This is a genomic window from Bartonella sp. AA16NXGY (genome assembly GCF_042197325.1).
Classification (GTDB): Bacteria; Pseudomonadota; Alphaproteobacteria; order Rhizobiales; family Rhizobiaceae; genus Bartonella.
The window spans coordinates 1-18130 of sequence record NZ_JBHIRR010000023.1; the positions used below are offsets into that span (position 1 = coordinate 1).

The window sequence follows — 18130 nt, forward strand, 5'->3', positions numbered from 1 at the left end:
TTGTCAAAGAATGAATATTACGAAACCGCACTCTCTAAGATGTAAAATACCATGCCTAAACCACGTCCTCCTCATCTTGTCAAAGAAGTCACACGTCATGGTAAAATTATATGGTATGTACGTATTGGTCATGGACCACGTATTAGAATACGCGGCACCTATGGAACGCAAGAGTTTGTTGATAACTACAAAAGCGCACTTGCCGAGTTACAAGGGCTTATACTTCCTAAATCAAAAACTGGTAAGCTAGTCGAAGGTTCATTCGCATGGCTCCTTAAACAGTATTTTAACAGCTCCAATTGGCATAGCCTTTCTAAAGTCACCCAAAAACAAAAAGAACTCATTCTTATGAAGGTATGTGATACCATAGGAAACATTCCATACCAAGCAATTGAAAAGAAACATATCATAGCCGGTGTTGAACGGCGTAAAGAAACACCAGCAATGGCTAGAAATTTTCTGAAAGCCCTTAATGGACTTTTTAATTGGGCGATTGATCAAGGTCTTTTGGAAAATAATCCAGCTTTAGGAATAAAAAGACCCCCCCTCAAAAACAAAGAGGGATTTCCTGTTTGGACAGAAGAAGATGTCGAAAAATATTATCAAATATGGCATCATGGTACCCATGAACGTGTCTGGATTGATGTTCTTTTATATACGGGCTTGCGTCGTGGTGATGCGGTACGCATTGGCTGGAAAGATGTCAAAGACAATATTATTCATCTCAAAACAGAGAAAAGTAAATTCCAAACAGATGTTTTTCTTCCCATTTTACCGGAATTAGCTAAAACGCTTGAAACTGGTCCTATTGGAGAAGAAACATTTATCTGTAGTAAAGTGAATCAAAAATTCACCAAAGAAAGCTTTGGGAATGGATTTAGAGACGCTTGTAATGCGGCTGGAATTAAAAAATCGGCGCATGGATTAAGAAAATTAGCCGCAACACGTGCAGCTAATTCTGGAACAACAGTATCACAACTCAAAGCAATTTTTGGCTGGACAAATGATGCTATGGCATCTCTTTACACAAAGAGCGCAGATCGTAAAAAACTCGCTCTTGAAGCCATAAAAAAGCTTCAAAAAGATGAGGGATAGAGGCAAAAAAACTCAATAGAATCAAGATTCACCTATTCCCTTATATTAGACATAACTATTTTATTTTACTTGCTTTTTATTTGCCTTGCACGGACGCTATTATGAAATGGGCTTGGGTGCTTTGGGAGATGTTTCTTAAAAAAACATATGAATTTTAAACAACAAGCATATTCTTTTTTACGGCATTCTATTTTACCCGAAGAACGTACCTATGAAAAGGACGACTAAACAAAAGCATGAAGCAATCTACAGGTTATAATGACCAAATATTCAAGCTTTATTCTGCATCGCCTAACTCAGCATCAAGAAACTGATGCAAATCTACAATGTAATAACGTTGTAATGCATTATCTACACTGCTTTGTGCTTTTGCCTGCCATGCTTCTTGAGCGGATTGATAATCTGAGAAAATACCAACCACATCTAACTCATCAGGATTCTTAAATTGATTACTGTTAAGATTTTTTAATTCCCCACCAAATACAAGATGTAAATATTGTTTTTTTTCTTTGGTTTCAGTCATATGTGCCTCCATATCATTTAGATTATCTTAGCGCGCTTTTACGTGATTAAACTAACTTTGTTTGACGAACAACATCTATCATATCTTGACAGCAATTATTTTTACCAGCAATTAAAAGTCCATACTGGTAAGGTTCAATTCCATAAGATAGTAAAGGGGCATCAAGCGATAAAAAACACCCTCCACACTCCTGCAAAATAAGATCAGCAGCGGCAATATCCCATTCATGACAATTTGGACGAACTAATACGATATCAATTTCATCTTGAGCAACAAGAACAATACGATAAGCAAGAGAAGGAAGATAATGGTAAAGACTGACTTGATTGAGAAAATCATCTGGTAATTTTTGTGCGAGCGATTTATCAAGTGAAATTTTATATTTTCGATGAACCTCAAAGGCTAAACGAGGAAGTTTTATCCCATTTAATGTTGCCCCTCCACCTGTTACAGCTGTATAAACATCTCCTTGAGCCGGACATTGTAGAACGCCCACAATAGGACGCCCATTCTCAATAATGGCAACCGAAATACACCAATAAGGATTGCCAGAAAGAAAACCACGCGTTCCATCAATAGGATCAACAACAAAAGAGCGCTCATAATAATCTTGTTTTTCTCGATTATCTTTTGTTTCTTCTGAAATCCATCCATAATTTGGACGAGCTCCAAGAAGCCTCTCTTTCAAGAAATGATCAACAGCAAAATCTGCTTCACTAACCGGGGAATTACCTTCTTTAATCCAGACATCCAACGTGCATCCAAAATACCGCATTGCTAAATCTCCTGCCTCTCGACAAACATCACGCAAAAGATTTAAATCAGAAGAATGATGCGTGTTATTTTCCTGCAAGTGTCATCCCTTCAATTAACAATGTTGGAGCAGCTGTACTATAACGCCGATCAATATCATTGGCAGGTGTTAAATGTGCTAACATATGAAGCAAATCAGAACCTAGCGTTACTTCACTTACCGGATAAGCAATTTCACCATTTTCAATCCAAAAACCGGAAGCCCCACGACTATACTGACCAGTAATAAAATCAATACCATGACCGAATAATTCGGTCACATAAAATCCATTTCGCAAATCTTTTATCATATCGCAAGGTGATACTAAACCCGGTTCAATAGCAAAATTTGTACTGGTCGGCTGCACTAATGATGCCGAACGCATACCGTGTCCATTTGTTTTAAGTCCCAATTCACGTGCTGTAGATGATGAAAGAAGCCAATTTTTTAAAATACCATTTTCAATAATATTGAGTGTTTGCCCCTCTACCCCTTCTCCATCAAAAGGATGAGAAGCATTTCCACGTAATCGCAAAGGTTGATCGGTTACATTAACATTAGGCTTCATCACTTCCTTGCCTAGGAAATTCTGTAAAAGACTCGTTTTTCGAGCCACAGAGGCTCCATTGACCATAGATGCGATATGCCCTGCAATTCCACGAGCCGTACGCGGATTAAAAATAACATCAACGCTCCCAGTCGCCGCACGAACTGCACCCAAACGTCGAACAGCACCAAGCCCTGCATTCTTTCCCACAGTTTCTGCTGCCTCTAAATCAGAAAAATGTAAGGCTGTTGTATAATCATAATCCCGCTCCATCTGTGTTCCTTCACCTGCAAGAGCACTACAAGAACGTGAAAAACAACTTGAGCGATAGGCTCCACAAAAACCATCGCTGGTCACAAGAATAAACCCACTACGGCCATAAGCTGTTGCAGCGCCACCAGAATTGCTTACACCTTTAACATCAAGAGCTGCTGCCTCCGTTTTTAAAGCATCTTCTGTTAAAAAATGACTGCTGGGTACAAAATCATCAAAAAGATCAAGATCTTTAGGATACTTAACCAAACACTCTTTATCTGCCAAACCTTCAAATAAACTATCGGGAGAAGCTTTAGCCATCGCAACAGCACGTTCCGCAAGTTCTTGCGGATAAGATCCTAAATTAGCAGAAACACTTGCTACTTTTTTTCCAACAAAAACCCTTAGAGTAAAATCATTGCTCTCTGCTGCTTCTGTCGATTCGACTTTCCCAAAACGAACTGATACACTGGTAGAATGAGCATGAACAATAACAGCATCAGCAGCATCTGCCCCAGAACGCTTTGCTGCTTCAACCAGCGAAACAGCTTTCTCAATCTGGTTTTTGTCAGTCATTATAGACTCCCTAAAATATTTTATTATTTACATTGATAAGCATTCTGACAAATTTATACAAATCAGAATATAACTCTTGTGTATTGATTCATAAGATTATGCACATTCATGCATTCTTTTTCTTTTAATGCATTAAATCATTTCCCTTTTAGCTTCTTTATGAAAAAACGTAATATGCCGTAAAATCTCTTTAGTTTCAAGATTTCTCATGGGCCCTTATCATTTTAGGAGCCAAATCTCCACTGACAATCAAATCAACAGAACAATTGGCAATTAACAAAAGTCTTAGCTATAACACTTGAATTTAAGCCAAAATCCTCAAAAATTCGAAAAGCATAAAATGACCTAAATCACAGGTCTTCCTTCCTCTGGGTAGTAAAAAACTTATCTCATATCTTTCCTATAGCATTCTTTAATTTCCAAGCAAGAATCAAGAAAATACCTTATATTTGTATACACTTCTTTGCTTCTATAAACTCTCTCATAATGAGACGGCACTCTTGTAAATGAAACAAAACTTAAACAGAGTAAAAAATATTTCCTTCTATTATGGTTTCAACAAAATGAGCAGTCATAAACTTCTTTACCCTAATGGACGTAATATCATAAAGAACTCATTTTTATATTTAAAAGTAATCAAGAAATTATCTTGTAATCTTTCAATAAAATTAACAGTTTGATTTATACTTATAATTTATTGTTTTGTAATTTGTATAAAAAAGCCTAATATCATAAAATTCTCTCTGTTTCGAACCTATTCATGTTGAGTCAATCACAACTATTTGCGAGCAAATCATAAGTAAGGGGCCTATGAATGAAAACTATTTAAGAAGAAATCAAAATGCCTCTTATGAAGATTTTAAATGCAAAAAATATTGCAACATTAGAAACAGGCAAATATTATGACGATATGGACCTACATCATAAGAGAAGTAATGAACTTCTGAACCTTTCTCATTTTCAATGAAGAGAGCATCTTATAAGCTTTTATATATAAAAAAATTCAATGAATTTCATAAGATTTTTAGCGCAAAATTAATCCCGTAAGATGCTTTGACACGATTTCAACAGCTAACTAAAACCAAATCATAGCTCATCAATTTGCTATATACTCATAACTGATTTCATTCTAACAAGGCTAAGAGTTCTGCACCTTTTTTAAGGTATTAACTTCTTTATAAATGCACCCCCTTACAAAATGCTTTTGTTTTCAGTAAGAGCACGTCTGCTCATTTCAATCATTGCATCGCGAAGATGTAACTTAATTTTTGACCCAATAATCATTCCAAAGAAAGGAGAAAATAAACCAGACATGGTTACAGTATGACGAATTTTGTTATTTGAAGAACCCGATTTTGTTGAACAAATATATTCATGATTAAAACTCATACGTGTAAAAGGAAGTTTAGCATAATCAGAAAAACAAACATTTTTTATAACTTTATCAAGTGTAAAAGTTACTGTAGGTCCCTTTTTAGGTTTCATGCGTCCTATAGCGCCTTCTTTGAAAGGACCAGAAAGTTCTACCCACTCAAGTTCACTATCCCAGCAAGGCCATGATGCCACATCTTCCCATATAGCCCAAATTTGCTCAGCACTTGCTTCTGTACTAATCTCTTCACTATATATCCAATTAAACACGATAATCTCCCCTTTTTTACAAATTACTTATCTTTAGTGATAAAGAATAATATAAAAAAGTATCCTTAAAGCTGCACAACGATAAGATACTTAATACTCTCAGATTTACTTAATATGTAATGACTAACTCAACAAGCGATATTACTAAACTAAACACACAAGTATTCAGGATAAATGAACAATATTTTCAATACTAAACAAAATATCTTTTTTAAGTTTAGACAATAGCAAAAATAGAAGTTACGCATCATATAAGATATCAATGCAGACTGCATAGCTTAAAGCTTTCAACTGCTGATGAAATGTGATGATTAAGGTATGGCAGAAAGAAATTAGATAAAAAAGATCATAACTATTATCGAGGAATATATATCCTATTGGAGAAAAAACATCCTTCTGTATTAAAGCTAATAAAAATTCATCAATTCCTTTAACATTAGAATCTTTTATTGATTTTCTGCTTAACCTTTTAAAAACCATATAAAATGAAGAAAACTGTGAAAAAGCATTTTTTCATCCTATCGGATAAAAACAAGAACTTTCTCAAGATGTAAGCGATCGTAATTTATAGAGACGTATTGCTGTCTCACCATAAAAACGCTCATCGTCTAGATAAAAGACGTCAGGTAAATAAATCATTGTATCTTTCTTTTCTTCAAGTATGAAGAGTGTATCAGCTTTTGCCCACCCTCCTCGCAAAGCTTCTACAAAAGCACGTTCACCTAAACAACGGCTATAGGGAGGATCAGCGCAGATAACATCAAATGGCAGCATTGTGCCAATATTGCCAAGTTTGGTCGCATCACGACGCAAAATCCGTCCTATCGACTGTAATTCAAAGGCTTCTATATTTTTTTGAAGCAACCCACGCCCCTCAACCGAGTTTTCAACAAAAACAGCCGCCTTTGCTCCACGCGAAAGTGCTTCGATGCCTAAAGCACCAGTACCAGCAAAAAGATCAAGAATGCGTTTATTGGTCCAAAACTCTTCTTCACGGCTAGAAAGAATATTAAAAAGGCTTTCACGTGTACGATCACTCGTTGGGCGAATCGACTGATTAACAGGCGAAAACAAAACACGCCCAGCAAATTTACCGCCTATGATCCGCACGTGGACCTCCAAATCGCTTCGAAGTTTTTGCACCGTCCCTATGTGGTTTAGATTTTTTCATAGCACCACCAAACGATTTTACCTTTTTCTTTCTCTCAAAAGAATGCTCATCATGACCACCTTTTATCATTTTCTCTTTATCCTTTAAAAAGCGATCTTTCTTACCAAAGGGATGCGTCTCGTCATAAGATATTTTGCCATGTTTTTGAACAAAACTTTCCCTCTTCTCTTTGTATGACGGATTTTCTTTTAGTTTTTCCTTGCCTCGATGAAAGGACTTTCTACCATCCAAATCGCTCTTATGATCATGCGATTTCTCCTCACTATAGGAAGGCTTTCTACGTGCACTTTGCGGACGTGCACCAGGAGCCATCCAAACATTAGCACGGCGAGAACGCGGTAGAAAACGCTCTGCTTTTCCTTCTTCACTTTTCTCCTTCTTTACATTCTCATGAGACTTTGTACTTAATCGTGCGCGACTATGTTCAACAGAACCATCTCTTGGTCGGCGTCGTATCGCCCTTTCACTTGAGAAAACCCAACCATCATTTGCAACAGAAAGATCTTTCTGGCTTTGCTTTTCTGCAACAACTGCAGAATTTGAAAATGGCTTAAGAATAGGAGCATCAAAATCTGCATTGGCTTGCATAATTAAACGCTCCCCCAACTGATCTCGTAACATCCGCCCTTTTAACTCTTGCACGGCTCCTTCTTCTAAATCAGAGAGATGAAATGGACCATAAGATACACGTATTAATCGATTAACTGATAATCCCAATGCCCCTAAAACATTCTTTATTTCACGATTTTTTCCTTCTCGCAAAGCGACAGAAAGCCATACATTCGACCCTTGTTCGCGTTCAATTGATGCTTCAATCGAACCATAAAAAATACCATTAATCGCAATACCATTTTTAAGGTTATCCAACGCGCTCTGCTTGACTCTTCCATGAGCACGGACACGATATTTGCGGACCCACCCCGTTACAGGAAGCTCTAATACACGCGCTAAGCCACCATCATTGGTTAAAAGCAAAAGCCCTTCCGTGTTAATGTCAAGCCTTCCAACAGAAAGAACACGCGGCATTCCTTTTGGTAAATTACTAAAGACTGTAGGTCTGCCTTCAGGATCACGGTTCGTGGTGACAAGACCTGCTGGCTTATGGTAAAGCCATAAACGCGTTCGTTCTATAGGAGGTAAAGGTTTGCCATCAACTTTAATAACATCAGAGCGGCTAACATTAAAAGCAGGCGTTGTCACGACTTTACCATTCACAGAAATACGACCTGCAACAATCATCATTTCTGCATCTCGACGCGAAGCAATACCAGCACGCGCTAACCTTTTAGCAATTCGTTCACTCTCATTATTTTCATTCATTTGCGTTTCAAACCAATCTTTGCAAGTATGTTCAGAAAATTATTCACATGCACCATACCGCTTATCCTGAAAAAGGAAGTAGCATAATCATTTATCATTTTCTATCCTTTAACGACAATAATGTATCTGTCGACTTGCAAGTTTGTTTTAAACTCTTTAAAAAATAGAGGTATTCTTTTCATTATAAAAGCGTAATAAATTATTCATTCCATAGCATTCCTTATCGAGATAACCTTTAGATTTTCTATACCTTCAGTAGAAAGAATATTATGACTTTGACGCCCATGGAAATAGCCCTTTTAGAAGCGCAAGAGGCTGCAAAAAAAGATGAAGTTCCCGTAGGTGCTGTCATTACACGTGGAAAAGCTATCATTGCACGCGCTGGTAACTTTATAAAATCTGCATATGACCCTACAGGACACGCAGAAATACGCGCAATCCGTATGGCTTGCGAAACATTGCAAAACGAAAGGCTTCCTGATTGCGATCTTTATGTAACACTTGAACCTTGTGCTATGTGTGCCGCTGCCATTTCATTTGCACGCATACGACGTCTCTATTATGCAACAAATGATCCCAAAGGAGGTGCTATAGAAAATGGCCCACGTTTTTATCAGCAACCAACCTGCCATCACAAACCTGAGATTTATTCTGGTTTCAAGGAAAAAGAAGCAGCTCAATTACTTAAAGACTTTTTTGTACAAAAGCGATACTAAAAATAATTCTTCTTCCATAACTTTCACTCTTTAAAAACTATCCTACTTCTCAAAAAAGACTGTTAATTCTTCTGCTATATATATATATATATAGCAAAAGCTATTTCGAAGCATTTTTTCTCTCTTTTAATTCTGCATATTGTTTCTATTAGATGGTACATTCATTCAAAAGAATAATTCATTATTTTGTATATAAAATATAAAGTCCAAAATATCGTAGATATGCTCTCATTTCAAATTACATTGAAACAGTAAAAATCACTTTCTTGCACATCATAAGCGGAATTATCGTCTGGATAAAGAACGTTTTAGAAAAGACTAAAAATGTCTCTTATGAAAGCTCTCAAATGCAAGAATTATCGCAACATTGGAGTCTGTAAAATAAAATGATGGTATCCACTTTCTCCTTCCTAAGCATAAAGTATTGGAGCACAATAGATTTTACGTTATACTAGCCACATGAGCAATGTTGTAAAATGAGCTTGAGAAATGTTTCGTGTTAAGGAAACGCATAAGGAATCTCTCGATGCTGTTGTCATATTGCTATTTCATGAGAATACCCCCCTCCTACAGCAGCATTATAACTGCGCGCGAATGAGAGCTTGGTATCATAAGTAATTGGAAAAATACTTTACTTTAAATGTTTTGTCTTTTCCCTATCGACCAATAGGTGCGGTTTTTGCCGGTTGGCGATAACTTAAAGGTGGTTCAGTGAGATAGCGACGGTATTTTGAACTTCCAACTTGTGCTCTCTGACGACGTAAATATTCCTGTCGTTGCTTCGCATTCAACTGTGAAGGATTTTCTGAACCAACGCCATTAACTAACGATCCTTTGTGAGGAAAAGGAGTATTTCCTTGATGCTTCTTCGATGCTGCCATTTCATTGACAGATCTATCTTGTTGTGGTACCGGCAAAAATCTGCGTGAACTAGGGCTTGGTATTACAAGTTTTGGATGAGGTTTCATAACAATCTGGCTGCTGTTATTTGTTGGTGTTAATGAAGTGATATTAGCAACATCTTCAAAAAACTGTATTGAAACTGGTTTATTGGTACCATAGGTAGGAGCGGATAAATTGCATCCCGTTAAAACAAAGCACATCCCTAAAATTCCTATTGGAAATATTTTTATTTCACGTTTTCTCACTGCCTATTCCATTTCCTAGGTGTATGGCTGATTAATAGTCCCGTTATTTATGAGAGAACGGTCCATACACAAATTTCCCCCCTGCAGATAAAACAACGGAATTTTTTTCGTACCACAAAAAACTATATTCATCAATATGAGAAATTTACTTGCATTTCTTTCCTTTGATCTAAAACTTTAAATCTTGCCAAGAATCTGCAATTCCCGCAAAGCAGCTGCATCACGAGCAGATACATCCGGATAAGCTGGATCACTTCCAACATCTTGTGTATAACGCCATGATCGAGCACATTTTTTTCCTAATGCCTTCTCTGGATATACACCAACACCTTCAACATCATTCAAAGTAAAAGCATCAGAAGGTATCGTGTCCTGCGTAATTGTGAGCGCACTGGTAATACAGATCTCCGCCATATCCACATTTTCTAATGCCTCTCGTAAAACCAGATTGGAAATAAAAACAATAGGCGCAGCTTCCAAAGAGGATCCAATACGCTTATTAGCACGTTCAAGCTCTAAAGCACCTGTCACAACTTTACGGACCTGCCGAATTTTTTTCCAACGCTCAGCCAAAGATTGGTTTTGCCATTCTTCTGGTACAGAGCGAAATTGTTCCAAATGCACCGATTGGCTTCCTGGATAACGCTCTAACCAAGCTTCTTCCATAGTAAAAGGTAACATTGGAGCAAGCCATGTGACCATACGCTCAAAAATCTCACGGACAACCTGCAAGGAGGCCTTGCGTTTTTTTGATGAAGGCGCATCACAATAAAGAGAATCCTTGCGGATATCAAAATAAAATGCCGATAACTCAATGATTGAAAAATCCAATAATGCACGCATAATCTTTTTAAAATCAAATTCATCGTAAGCGCGATTAATCAACTGATCAAGTTCAAAAAGCCTATGCAATATAAATTTTTCAAGATCCGGCAGTGCACCATAAGATACTTCTTCTCCATCATCATGTGCTAAAGTTCCTAGCATCCAACGAATTGCATTGCGTAGTTTACGATATGAATCCACATTTGTTTGAAGTATTTTTTTGCCTAAACGCTGATCTTCCCAATAATCGGCTGTCATAACCCAGAGACGAAAAATATCAGCTCCAGATGTTTTAATGATTTCTTGCGGAACAACCGTATTGCCTAAAGATTTAGACATTTTCTTACCATTCTCATCCAAAGTAAAACCGTGTGTGATCACGGACTTATAGGGAGAACAAGCACGCGTACCACAGCTTTCCAAAAGAGAAGATTGGAACCATCCGCGATGTTGATCTGAACCTTCAAAATAAACATCAGCAGGCCATTTCAAATCAGCCCGATCTTCTAACACAAAGCTATGGCTGGCTCCAGAATCAAACCAAACATCCAAAATATCATAAACCTGTACCCAAGGCTCATGTGCACGCTCACCTAAAAAACGTTCACGTGCTCCTTCAGCAAACCATGCATCTGCCCCTTCTGCTTCAAAAGCCCGTAAAATACGCTCGTTCACACCTTCATCTTTTAGAATAACACCATCCTCATTTGCAAAAATACAAATAGGAACACCCCAAGAACGCTGACGAGAAAGAACCCAATCAGGACGATCTTCTATCATAGAAGCTAGGCGGTTTTGTCCAGAAGATGGCACAAAACGCGTTTTTGAAACAGCTTCCAAAGCCCGACTACGTAAAGTTGAACCATCCCCAAAATCTTTATCCATTGAAATAAACCATTGCGGTGTATTGCGAAAAATAACGGGTTTTTTTGAACGCCAACTATGGGGATAGGAATGCTTTAAACGCCCCCGTGCAAACAATCGATCTGCTTTAATTAAAGCATTAATGACCTCTTTATTGGCATCACCCATTTTTCCATTATCATCAATAACACGTGCAGGTCCTCCTTCACGATCTGGTCCTAAACCTGGAACATCTTTCGTATAGAACCCTGCATCATCAACAGGAAACGGTATAGATGAATCAATCCCCGCTTGCTCCAGTAAGGACTTATAATCATTCCAAATTTCAAAGTCCTCACGCCCATGGCTTGGTGCTGTATGGACAAAACCTGTACCAGCACTCTCTGTTACGTGCGAACCATCAAGCAATGGAATTTTATAATTATACCCTCCAGCTAAACCTTTGAGTGGATGAGAAAGAACAAGAGCTTTCAACTCTTCAGAAGAAATAACACGCAAATGCTTCAAAACAAGTTTGGCTTTTTCTCCACAACTCATCGCTAAAGCGTCTGCAAAGAGAAGCTTTTCTCCCACTTGAGGACCAAAATCATTTTCAGCACTTTCAACTTCGTAAATACTATAAGAAATTTGCGAAGAATAACTCACTGCACGATTGCTTGGAATCGTCCACGGTGTTGTTGTCCAAATGACGACATGAGCACCATATAAATCATCAGAATTTGCTTCAAAAACAGGAAACTTAACCCAAAGCACCTCTGATTCATGATCATGATATTCAATCTCAGCCTCTGCCAAAGCCGTACGTTCCACAACAGACCACATCACTGGCTTGGAACCACGATAAATCTGATCTGACATAGCAAATTTTATCAATTCACTGGCAATGCGTGCTTCTGCATGAAAAGCCATTGTAGTATAAGGCGTGTTAAAATCTCCCACAACACCAAGGCGTTTAAATTCTTCACTTTGAATAGTTACCCAATGCTGTGCAAATTCACGGCATTCTTGACGAAACTCGTTAAGAGGTACCTCATCCTTATTTTTTCCTTGTGCTCGATATTTTTCTTCAATTTTCCATTCAATTGGAAGCCCATGGCAATCCCAACCAGGTACATAATTTGCATTAAAACCGCGCATTTGGAATGAACGAACAACCACATCCTTTAGAACTTTATTTAAAGCATGCCCGATATGAATATGACCATTTGCATAAGGCGGACCATCATGAAGAATATAAAATGGACGATCTTTTGCTTGTTGACGCAATTGCGCATAAAGCCCCATATTTTCCCAACGCGCCATCAATTCAAGCTCTTTTTGCGGAAGCCCTGCACGCATAGGAAAATTTGTCTGTGGGAGATAAAGAGTTTTTGAATAATCTATTGTTTCATTTTTCACAGCCATTGTGAAATATCCCTGTCCACTTTTACGATTTCATTTTTGCATAACTTCCCTGAACCCTGCAACTCTGGTTTTTATCTATAGGGAAAGCCGAGCTTATCATTCGTATTAAGCAGCGATCAGGAAAATATATCATCACACTCTATGGGCTTTATCATGAAATTCACAAGAAAAGAAACCAAAAAGTGATCTTAAAAAAAAATAAAGGCTCCACTGACAGTGGAGCCTCTTAGAAATTTACTCTTTAAAAAATTAGAATTTATAAGCTACACCAACACGGAAATCATTGGTTTTGTAGTTAACTTCAAGTTTTTCCTTTGCAAATTTCTTTTTACCAAAATCAGAGTAACGATATTCTGCACGTACAATCACATTATCTAGAAGCGAGAAATCAACGCCACCACCAAGTGTGTAACCAATCATGGTTTTTGTTTCATCAGCTAAGTTCTTAGAAGAAACGACTCTTCCATCCTCATCCTTAACAGATATTGATACAGTGTCTTGGAATTGCCCATAAGCAATACCACCAGCAAGATAAGGCATAAAGCGATCAGCAGCAAAACCAATACGTACCCGTGTAGCACCACCCCAATTTTGTTTGAAAGTATGACTTAAAGTTTCAACTGCATCCTCTTGATCAAGACCAAGTTCAGAAGCCATCTTTTTTATTTGTTCTATACCATATACACTGGAAGCGTTCTTATCCACCGCTTGTGTACTTTGTGCACCGTGTCCAGACATATTCTGTCCACCATGAGAACGAGAAGCATGTGGATTAGTACCATTCGGATGAGCACCAGAGCTATGCCCACCTGCATGAGGTGCACCATGTGCATTAGCATTTCCACTACTATGGGAAGAACTATGATGACCTCCCTGTTGGGCTCCGCTTGTTCCATTAGAAACTTTTGTTTCTGAACCATTGGATGATCCTGATCTCGCGAGTACAAGTGATGAACTCGGTACTGTTCTTTCTACTGCTGATGGTTGTGATACAGATTGTACCGGTGTAGGTACTTTTACTGCTGGCTGACTTGCTTCTGTTCCTGTTGATGGGGTAGAGAATGTTAGTTTTGTTACAACTGATTTTGCAGGTACCGCCACCGCTGATGATTTTGCAGGTACCGCCACCGCTGACTGTACTGCTGGTGTGGCTGAGATGGATTGTACTTGTGAAGATCCCGCTAATATAGATGTTGTTTCTGCAGATTTTGCAGACGCATCTGCTCTTTTTGTCTCAACTCTTGATGATTGGTTTCCTGTATCTGATCTTCCTAACGAAAGCTCTGACTGGACCAGTGTTCTTGTCTCTGTGCTGGAGGAGGGTTGTTTAGATGTAGAAACTGTTGCTGTTTCTGCGCCTGTTTGTGGTTTTGTCACTGGCTTAGAGGACCCTCGTTGTCCAGCTAACGATGCTGATGTTGGGTTTGAAACTCCTAATGTTTTTCCTTCCACTTTCACTGTTTCTTTTACTGTTGTAGCATTAGGATTGCCAGTTGTTGCTGTTTTCCCTGATTGGCTTACGCCTGGATTTGGTTGTTGATTTAAATTTTCCCGCGTAGATTGCGCTTGGACAGTTGATTGTATTGGTGTATTTGACGTTAAGGTTCCTGCTACTGGTGACACTGGTGTTCCTGTTGTGGTTACACCTTCTGCGGATCTGCGAGATCTTACGACTGCATTTTCTACTGTAGTGTTATCAGCTGCACCTATGGTAATGGTCTTTGTGTGCTTTTTTCCAGATATCATTAAATCCGTATCGATGCCAAAAATAAAGTTATCACCGAGATCAATATTAGAACCTGCATAAAAACCACCTACAAAACCTGAAAGTTTAGGAGAAAACTCTTTATCCAGTGGTAAACTCTTTTCTTGACCAACAAGAGCCATATCAGCTTTGCTCGAAAAACCACCAGCTTGGACACCTAAATAAAGACCTGTCCATGAAAAAGTAGGTGCAACAATGGTAGAAGCAGTCGATGATGCTGGCTGATGAGGAATCATAACATCAGCAGCTAGTGCTGTAGACGCTGAAATTAAAGAAAAAATAGACGCTGTTATTAAACGTTTTGTATTCATAAAATCTCTCCAAATATCCAAAATGAAATTCATATAGAGCATCTTTTCTGAAATATCTGTAGCAAAAATGACACACTCACAAAAAAATAAAGAATTTTTGTGCAATAAACAAATTATATCAAATTTTTTTAAACAAAAAGCGCGTTGCAATCACCTGTTTTGAAGCCAATGTATGCATGTGTCATAGAGGACAACTCGCATTAGCTCTCACTCAATTGCCTGATTGGAATTATGAAATTAAGCACATCTAAAAAATAAATTTGCATATTTTTAAAAAATGGGAGTGTCCATATGTCACCTAGCACACCCCTACTCATTCCTAACAACTTTTAAGTAATGCATGATTCACGCTACGGGTGGATTGTGCCAAATCAAGGAAATAAATCATGGGGAAAAAATACGACTTGACTGATGAAACAATAGAGTTTGATGGATACATTACGCTTTACCGTATCCATGAATTGAGAGACTTTAGAGATGAAAAGGCAGGTAATCTTGACAGCTTTACAGAGGATGAAGACAGTTTAAGTCATGAAAACGATTGTTGGATTTATAATGATGCCAAGGCGTATTCCTTTACCAATATTTACGATAGCGCTAAGATTTTTGATAACGCACAAGTTGCTTATAATGCACAGATTTTTGGAAACGCAAAAATTTATGATAATTCAGAAGCTTGTAACAAAACTATGACCGCCCAGAACGGCGTCCCTTCAACAAAAGACGACATTCCTTTCTAACACCAAAAAACTAACCTTTTTACACCAGCGTGATTCACGCCACATGTGAATTACATCTAAAATCAAGGCGAACAAACATGGGACACCGTCCACCTACTATTACGCAACCAGCTATTGCTCGTGCTGTACGAGAAGCTAAAAAACAAGGGTGTGAATTAATAGAAATAAAGCCTACAGGTGAACTGCTTATTTATCTTAAAGCAGACATCCCAATACCAAACCAAGCTAGTCTTCCAAAAAAGTTATTAGATTTGTCAACGAATGAAGATTATGAATCTTCACTCTCTAAGATGTGAAGTTGCTATGCCAAAACCACGCCCCCCTCATCTTGTCAAAGAAATCACACGCCATGGTAAAATTATATGGTATGTGCGTATTGGTCGTGGTCAACGCATTAGAGTACGTGGAACCTATGGAACGCAAGAGTTTGTTGACAACTACCAAAGTGCGCTTGCTGAATTACAAGGGCTTATACTTCCAAAATCCAAAACCGGTAAACTTGTTGAAAGGTTATTTGCATGGCTACTTAAACAGTATTTTAACAGTATCAATTGGCATAGCTTCTCTAAAGTCACAAAAAGAACTCATCCTGATGAAGGTGTGTGATTCTATAGGTCACATTTCATACCAAGCAATCGAAAAGAAACATATTATAGCCGGTGTTGAACATCGTAAATAAACACTTGGAATGGCTAGAGACTTTCTGAAAGGTCTAAACGGACTTTTTAAATGGGCCATTGAACAGGGTCTTTTGGAAAATAATCCAGCTTTAGGAATCAAAAGACCTCCTCTCAAAAACGAAGACGGATTTCCAGTCAAAACAGAAAAAAGTAAATTCCAAACAGATGTTTTTCTGCCAATTTTGTCTGAACTAGCCAAAACCCTTTAAATTGGTCCTATTGGAGAAGAAACATTCATTTGTGGTCAAGTTAATCAAAAACTCTCCAAAGAAAGCTTTGGCGATACATTTAGATAGGCTTGTAATACAGTAGGCATTAAAAAATCAGCGCGCGCATGGTTTAAGAAAATTAGCAGCAACACGCGCTGCTAATTTCGGTGCAACAGTCTCGCAACTCAAAGCAATTTTTGGCTGGACAGACGACACTATGGCATCTCTTTACACAAAGAGCGCAGACCGTAAAAACTTGCTCTTGAAGCCATAAAAAAGCTTCAAAAAGATGAGGAATAGAGGCAAATAAAACTCAATAGAATCAGGAACAACCTATTCTCTCATATTAGACATAAATATTTTATTTTACACATACTTGTGAATGAAACGGCTTTTAAAACCTTGTCTGTTAAAGTTTATGCTCTTTGCCTCTGCATAATTTAGCGTTTTTAAGTTCTATTCTTGAAAAACTATGCAAGACCTTAACAAACTATTTATTGATCTAAGCGTTCAATAATCTTTTCTTCCATTCAAATTACCTTTTTGCTTATCCTAAAGAAAAAAGCATTATAAATATACCTAATTTTCAGTCATATCTGGAAAAGGTTTTAAACTGTCGATGCAAATCTTATACAACGTTTTATTCAAATAGTGTAAATCAGCCCTTTCCTCCAAGATACCCTTTAGACGCATTAAATATCTGAATATTTTTATTTAAAAAATAAAAATCTTTTAAAGAGCTTTCTTATTGAATTGTACTTATTTAAACTCAATAAAAATTTTGCTTGAATATATATGTCATTCTTACAAATTTATCTCTCATAAACTGTCAAAGCAATAACATTTTCTTTTCGCAGATATGACCGATCTAAATAGAATAAATATCTGGAAAGGTAAAATAATTTAAAAATACACGACCGAAATTTAATATAATTTATCAAACATTTTCAACTGAACATTTCTTATTATTACGAAAACGACCATTAGAACTTAAAAAATATTGCTTTGTAAAAAATTTTTAAACAGGAAAAAAATGATAAATATCATAATTACCTTTCATTTTTCAGAAAAAACTATCATGTTTAAAAATGAAACTCTTAGATAACACACTCAAAGAATTAACTTATGAAGAATTATTTTAATTGAAACTTAAATAGTTTTACAAAGAACGCTTTAAAATGCGTATTAAAATGATTGACCTTTTACAAGAAATTTGTCAAAAAGCATATCTAGTTTGGAGGGGTGGCCGAGCGGTTTAAGGCACCGGTCTTGAAAACCGGCGTGCAGGAGACTGTACCGTGGGTTCGAATCCCACCCCCTCCGCCACAGCACTTTTATGGTGCTATAACTTATTGATTTCATGTGTGTTTTTTCAAGGTGCGGGATTCGTAAATAAAGGTTCGGTGTAGCTTGCCTGTAGCTTGCCAGCAGGTTTTGTATAATTTGCCACTAGGTTTTGTACCAATTTATTTTTTTTCAAAGAGTTTTTAAGGTGTTCTCAAAGGGTCTTCAAAGACCTTTCAAAGATCATTTAAAGCCTCTTTTTC

The 18130-nt window shown here is 37.5% G+C and carries 13 protein-coding genes, 1 tRNA gene and 1 pseudogene; 6 read left to right on the plus strand and 9 right to left on the minus strand.

The window, feature by feature from the left end; genetic code table 11:
• Positions 1-51 precede the first annotated feature (51 nt).
• On the plus strand, positions 52-1095 hold the full coding sequence (locus ACFINK_RS08685) for a tyrosine-type recombinase/integrase (RefSeq protein ID WP_375638800.1): 1044 nt from the start codon (positions 52-54) through the stop codon (positions 1093-1095).
• A gap of 277 nt (positions 1096-1372) precedes the next feature.
• On the opposite strand, the gene ACFINK_RS08690 is transcribed toward ACFINK_RS08685, so the two are convergent.
• The 6 genes from ACFINK_RS08690 to ACFINK_RS08715 all read right to left on the minus strand — a co-directional run bounded on the left by ACFINK_RS08690 (position 1373) and on the right by ACFINK_RS08715 (position 7921).
• A complete protein-coding gene (locus ACFINK_RS08690; RefSeq protein WP_375612377.1) occupies positions 1373-1618 on the minus strand; it encodes a DUF4170 domain-containing protein in 246 nt (81 codons plus the stop codon).
• Positions 1619-1664: 46 nt separating this feature from the next.
• On the minus strand, positions 1665-2471 hold the full coding sequence (locus ACFINK_RS08695) for a 3'(2'),5'-bisphosphate nucleotidase CysQ (RefSeq protein WP_375612376.1): 807 nt from the start codon (positions 2469-2471) through the stop codon (positions 1665-1667).
• A complete protein-coding gene (locus tag ACFINK_RS08700) occupies positions 2458-3789 on the minus strand; it encodes a TldD/PmbA family protein (protein WP_375612375.1) in 1332 nt (443 codons plus the stop codon). Before ACFINK_RS08700 ends, ACFINK_RS08695 begins: the two co-directional genes overlap by 14 nt.
• A gap of 1191 nt (positions 3790-4980) precedes the next feature.
• On the minus strand, positions 4981-5430 hold the full coding sequence (locus ACFINK_RS08705; RefSeq protein WP_375629733.1) for an SRPBCC family protein: 450 nt from the start codon (positions 5428-5430) through the stop codon (positions 4981-4983).
• 543 nt (positions 5431-5973) lie between these two features.
• A complete protein-coding gene (rsmD, locus tag ACFINK_RS08710) occupies positions 5974-6540 on the minus strand; it encodes a 16S rRNA (guanine(966)-N(2))-methyltransferase RsmD (RefSeq protein WP_375612106.1) in 567 nt (188 codons plus the stop codon).
• Complete coding sequence (locus tag ACFINK_RS08715; RefSeq protein WP_375612105.1) at positions 6521-7921, minus strand: pseudouridine synthase; 1401 nt, start codon at positions 7919-7921, stop codon at positions 6521-6523. Before ACFINK_RS08715 ends, rsmD begins: the two co-directional genes overlap by 20 nt.
• 269 nt (positions 7922-8190) lie before the next feature.
• Between ACFINK_RS08715 and ACFINK_RS08720 the strand changes: the two genes are divergently transcribed.
• Positions 8191-8637 (plus strand): nucleoside deaminase, encoded by a 447-nt coding sequence (locus ACFINK_RS08720; protein ID WP_273790416.1) that lies wholly within the window; start codon positions 8191-8193, stop codon positions 8635-8637.
• Between the two features lie 656 nt (positions 8638-9293).
• Here ACFINK_RS08720 and ACFINK_RS08725 read toward each other — a convergent pair.
• The 3 genes from ACFINK_RS08725 to ACFINK_RS08735 form a co-directional block, all read right to left on the minus strand.
• A complete protein-coding gene (locus ACFINK_RS08725; protein WP_375629736.1) occupies positions 9294-9785 on the minus strand; it encodes a hypothetical protein in 492 nt (163 codons plus the stop codon).
• A gap of 177 nt (positions 9786-9962) precedes the next feature.
• On the minus strand, positions 9963-12878 hold the full coding sequence (gene ileS / locus ACFINK_RS08730) for an isoleucine--tRNA ligase (protein ID WP_375629739.1): 2916 nt from the start codon (positions 12876-12878) through the stop codon (positions 9963-9965).
• A 249-nt stretch (positions 12879-13127) separates the two neighbouring features.
• Positions 13128-14954: an outer membrane beta-barrel protein gene (locus ACFINK_RS08735; protein WP_375638803.1), complete on the minus strand. Its 1827-nt coding sequence runs from the start codon at positions 14952-14954 to the stop codon at positions 13128-13130.
• A 386-nt stretch (positions 14955-15340) separates the two neighbouring features.
• On the opposite strand from ACFINK_RS08735, the gene ACFINK_RS08740 reads away from it, so the two are divergent.
• The 4 genes and pseudogenes from ACFINK_RS08740 to ACFINK_RS08755 all read left to right on the plus strand — a co-directional run bounded on the left by ACFINK_RS08740 (position 15341) and on the right by ACFINK_RS08755 (position 17909).
• The gene (locus tag ACFINK_RS08740) at positions 15341-15694 is read left to right on the plus strand and encodes a hypothetical protein (RefSeq protein WP_375638805.1); all 354 of its coding nucleotides are present in this window, start codon (positions 15341-15343) and stop codon (positions 15692-15694) included.
• A gap of 77 nt (positions 15695-15771) precedes the next feature.
• Complete coding sequence (locus tag ACFINK_RS08745; protein WP_375632587.1) at positions 15772-15990, plus strand: hypothetical protein; 219 nt, start codon at positions 15772-15774, stop codon at positions 15988-15990.
• Positions 15991-15997: 7 nt separating this feature from the next.
• A pseudogene (locus ACFINK_RS08750) lies at positions 15998-16883 on the plus strand (tyrosine-type recombinase/integrase).
• Between the two features lie 936 nt (positions 16884-17819).
• Positions 17820-17909, plus strand: a tRNA-Ser gene (locus tag ACFINK_RS08755).
• Positions 17910-18130: the final 221 nt, after the last annotated feature.

What these genes read in the sequence shown, in the direction of transcription:
- ACFINK_RS08685 (WP_375638800.1), top strand. Translation starts at nt 52, where the DNA reads ATGCCTAAACCACGTCCTCCTCATCTTGTCAAAGAAGTCACACGTCAT.
- ACFINK_RS08690 (WP_375612377.1), bottom strand. Translation starts at nt 1,618, where the DNA reads ATGACTGAAACCAAAGAAAAAAAACAATATTTACATCTTGTATTTGGT.
- ACFINK_RS08700 (WP_375612375.1), bottom strand. Translation starts at nt 3,789, where the DNA reads ATGACTGACAAAAACCAGATTGAGAAAGCTGTTTCGCTGGTTGAAGCA.
- ACFINK_RS08715 (WP_375612105.1), bottom strand. Translation starts at nt 7,921, where the DNA reads ATGAATGAAAATAATGAGAGTGAACGAATTGCTAAAAGGTTAGCGCGT.
- ACFINK_RS08720 (WP_273790416.1), top strand. Translation starts at nt 8,191, where the DNA reads ATGACTTTGACGCCCATGGAAATAGCCCTTTTAGAAGCGCAAGAGGCT.
- ileS (WP_375629739.1), bottom strand. Translation starts at nt 12,878, where the DNA reads ATGGCTGTGAAAAATGAAACAATAGATTATTCAAAAACTCTTTATCTC.
- ACFINK_RS08735 (WP_375638803.1), bottom strand. Translation starts at nt 14,954, where the DNA reads ATGAATACAAAACGTTTAATAACAGCGTCTATTTTTTCTTTAATTTCA.
- ACFINK_RS08740 (WP_375638805.1), top strand. Translation starts at nt 15,341, where the DNA reads ATGGGGAAAAAATACGACTTGACTGATGAAACAATAGAGTTTGATGGA.
- ACFINK_RS08745 (WP_375632587.1), top strand. Translation starts at nt 15,772, where the DNA reads ATGGGACACCGTCCACCTACTATTACGCAACCAGCTATTGCTCGTGCT.